Below are 240 nucleotides of genomic sequence, written 5' to 3'. Positions count from 1 at the left end.
CGAATTAGATATTCGTGCGAAGTTTGGATTGAATATTGTAGCGATTAAACGTGGTAAAGAAGTTATTGTATCTCCTCGAGCTACGGAAAATATTCAAGCGGGAGATATATTAATTGTAATTGGTCATGACGATGAAGTAGATCGTTTTAAACACTTTTTAAGATAAGAGAAAAGGACAATACCATGAAGGTATTGTCCTTTTTCTTATATTTCCATAATGATTGGTAAAATCATTGGGCG

The 240-nt window shown here is 33.3% G+C and carries 1 protein-coding gene; it reads left to right on the top strand.

Features of this window, described 5'->3' with window-relative positions:
- Nucleotides 1-166, top strand: a 166-nt coding sequence (locus SB775_RS33420) for a cation:proton antiporter regulatory subunit (protein ID WP_410865598.1), incomplete at its 5' end; no start/stop codon positions are given.
- Between the last annotated feature and the right edge of the window lie 74 nt (nucleotides 167-240).

The organism is Peribacillus sp. SIMBA_075 (assembly GCF_046534585.1).
The sequence above is the reverse complement of the archived record's forward strand: the minus strand, read 5'-3'. Positions and strand labels throughout refer to the sequence as shown.